This is a genomic window from Methanobrevibacter sp. 87.7 (assembly GCF_002208625.1).
In the GTDB taxonomy this organism is placed as follows: Archaea; Methanobacteriota; Methanobacteria; order Methanobacteriales; family Methanobacteriaceae; genus Methanarmilla.
The window spans coordinates 1-3,549 of the sequence record NZ_MRCT01000168.1 but is presented as its reverse complement, the minus strand read 5'-3'; the positions used below and the strand labels follow the sequence as shown (position 1 = coordinate 3,549).

Annotated in this window: 2 protein-coding genes and 1 pseudogene; all 3 read left to right on the top strand. The window is 24.1% G+C overall.

What is annotated here, in order from left to right; all coding sequences use genetic code 11:
* The first annotated feature begins 175 nt into the window (after positions 1-175).
* The 3 genes and pseudogenes from BGI41_RS07190 (at position 176) to BGI41_RS07180 (ending at position 3,461) form a co-directional block, all read left to right on the top strand.
* Entirely contained in the window at positions 176-1,309 is a 1,134-nt protein-coding gene (locus BGI41_RS07190; protein ID WP_088539952.1) for an ATP-grasp domain-containing protein, read from the top strand.
* A 203-nt stretch (positions 1,310-1,512) separates the two neighbouring features.
* Positions 1,513-2,605, top strand: a pseudogene (locus BGI41_RS07185) (glycosyltransferase family 4 protein).
* A 196-nt stretch (positions 2,606-2,801) separates the two neighbouring features.
* Positions 2,802-3,461: a YitT family protein gene (locus BGI41_RS07180; protein WP_088539947.1), complete on the top strand. Its 660-nt coding sequence runs from the start codon at positions 2,802-2,804 to the stop codon at positions 3,459-3,461.
* Positions 3,462-3,549: the final 88 nt, after the last annotated feature.

Genomic DNA, 3,549 nt, shown 5'->3' with positions numbered 1-3,549 from the left:
TAGTTTTTTTATTAATTTTTTAAATATTTAATTAATTTTAGTATTTTTAATCTTGTTTTAATTTTTATTTATAATAGTTTTTTAAGTACTAACCTTATTTTTATAAACTTTTATTAGTTTGTAAAACTAAATATTAATTTAAAATATTACTAATTAAATCTAAAATTGTGATTATATGAAAATTTTATTTATAGGATCAAGACTTTTTGATGATGTAGAACCTTATATTAGAAATAAGGATATTACTTCAATTGTTACAGAATCAAATAAAAATGCAGATAATTTAGACCTTGCAGATGAAGTATTTATAGGGCCAAGAGGAATGGTTTTCCCATATAATGTTGCAATTGAACAAAATGTTAGTGGAATTGTACCTTTAATTGGTATTGATCCACCTTTAGTTGATGTTGCATCTATGAAAGAGAAAATAGAGGAAGAATATGGTATTCCAGTTGCATCATCCTGTGTAAAACCTGTAAGAATAGCAGCAAATAAATCTAAAACTAAAGAGCTTTATAATTCAATTGGTTTAAATACTCCAGAATCAGTATATCTTAAAAAAGAAGATTTAGATAATTTTGAAGATATGATTCATAGTAAAGGTTTTGATTATCCTGTTGTTTTAAAACAGAATGCTGGTCAAGGTGGAAAAGATATTTCTATTGTTGAAGATTTTGAAGGGGTTAAAAAGTATTTTGAAGAATTTGATGAAGGATTATGTGAAAACTTTATTGAAGGTGCTGAAATATCTATTGAAACTGTAGGATGGAAAGATAATTATTATACCTTTGTACCAGTATATAAAGGAGATACTTCAGTAAATGGTAGTCATCCTATTACTCGTGTAAGATATGGTCCTGCAAATATTGATGGATTAGATAATGAAGAAGTTCGTCAAACAGCATTAAAAATAGCTAAAACTCTTAAAATTGAAGGAAATATGGATTTAGATTTTATTTTTGATAGGAAAGCTAAAAAATTATATTCTATTGAAGCAAATACTCGTCCAAGTGGTACTAGATATTTAACATTTGCAATTACTAATGTAAATCCATTACATAAATTAGTTGATATGGTTACTGGAGAATTTGATGTTAATAAAATAGCTAATGAAGTAGAAAATCATTATTGTGCAGAAGTACCTGTTGGTACATTTGAAGGTGAAATTCCTGAGAAAACATATAATAATGATTATATTGTACATGGGCCTGTTGGTTATCAAAGAGTTACTGTTAGAGCAGATTCTGTTGATGAATTAATTAAAAAAGTTAAAGATATTACTGGAAAAGATATTGAAATTCATAATTAATTTTTAACTATTTTTTATTAATTCTTTTTTTAAATATTATATTAATTTAAATCTTTATTTAATTATTAAAGTTTCTAATTTTATGATTATATTACTTATTTTTTTTATAAAAAAATTTTATTTTAATTATATTTACTTAATTCTAATATTTTTTCATTAAATTTTAAATATTATTAAAAATAAAAATAAATTAATATATAGGAATTTTTTGTGGTAAATATGAATACAATTGATATGATAATTTTATTTTGTATAACTCTTTTTTCAACAATATTCTTTACATGGTATATTAAAAGATTATTGTTAAAAGCAAATATTACTGATAATCCAATTGTCAGTGAGCATAGGTATAAAGCTGGAACACCTACAATGGGTGGAATTGCATTTTTATTTGCAGTTTTATTAATTACATCTATTTATTACAAAAATCATATAATTTTAGTTACTTGTTTTACTATGATTGCAGCAGGTATTATGGGTTTAGTTGATGATTTACTTGGACTTAGAGTTGCAGAAGTTCAAAAATTAGTAAAAAACACAAGTAATGAGGTTGTATCTTTAGGATTACTTGATCTTGAATCTGGTGAAGAAGCTAGGGTTGCTTCTGATAAAGCTAAAGCTCAAGTTGATGATTTAGTTGAAGAAAACAAACTTACTGTTATTGATAATGTTCCAATTAAATATGAAACTGGTGAAGGTGAACAAATAGCTGCTCAACTTTTAATTGGTGTACTTTTAGCATTCACTGGTTCTGTTACTCATCTTGGGGGATTTAATTTAGGAATCTTTGCAATACCAATTGTTATTATTGCAATTTTAGGTGCAGTAAATACTGTTAATCTTATTGATGGTATGGATGGTTTAGCTGCTGGAATTCTAGCTATTGCTTCATTTTCATGTATTATCTTTGGTGTAATGAATGGAAATATGTCTGTTGTTCCTCCATTTTTAATATTAACTGGTATTTGTTTAGGATTTTTAGTATTTAATAAATATCCTGCAAGTATATTTATGGGTGATACTGGATCTATTTTACTTGGTGCAGGTTATGCTACAGCAGTACTTCTTTGTGATATTCCATACTTTGGACTTTTAGCTTTAGGAGTACCAATATTCTCTGTAATTGTAAGTCTTGCACATAGGGCACATCTTATTGAGATGCCTGTAGAACCATTACATCATACTTTAAATTTTAAAGGTATACCTGAAAAAACAATTATATTATTATATTGGGGAGTTACAGTTTTATTATGTGCTATAGGTTTAATTGTTAATTACTTTTTAGTAATTGCTTAAACCTTTTTATTTTTTACTATTTTTAGGTTTTTTATTTATTTTAGCTATTTTTTTATAAAATTTTAATAATTTTTAATTATTTTTAATTTATTATTGATTTATTTAAATTTTAGTTTATATTTTTTAATTTTAATTGCTTAGTTTTACTTAAATTATCTTTATATAATATTATATAGTTATATAATATTGTGGTTAAATGAAATTAAAAGAATTACTTATTCGATATGCAATGCTTGTTATTGGTGTAAGTACTATGTCTTTAGGTATTGCTTTATCAATTAAAGGAGGTTTAGGTTTATCTCCAATTTCTTGTATTCCTTATGTATTATCAAAAGCATATCCTTTAACTGTTGGTGAATTTACAGTAATATTTAATGTTCTTTTAGTTCTTTTACAAATTATTATTTTAAAGAATTTTAATGTAAAATTAATTTCAGAAATGATTGTTTGTTTTATTTTTGGTTATGCTATTGATTTTAATTTATGGTTGATTTCTTTTATTAATCCAGTAAATTATATTGAACAATGGATAATATGTTTACTTGGAGGTTTTGTTTTAGCATTAGGTTTATGTGTTGAAATTAAATCACGTACTTCAATGCTTCCTGGTGATGGTGCTGTTTTAGTTATTTCGAAGGTTTATAATAAAGAATTTAGTAAAGTAAAACCTATGTTTGATATTTCAATGGTTATTAGTTCTGTTATTTTAGCATTTTATTTACTTGGTCATTTAGATGCTGTACGTGAAGGTACAGTTTTTGCTGCAGTTTTTGTTGGACCTATTATTAAATTTTATAATAAAACTTTTGCATATAAATTTGATGAATTTTTAATTAAATTATCAAAAGAGGCATAATTTTTTATATTTTTTTTTATTTTAATTTGTTAGAATTTTTTTATTTTATTTATTTTTAGATTTAGTCTAATTTTATATTTAATAAAAG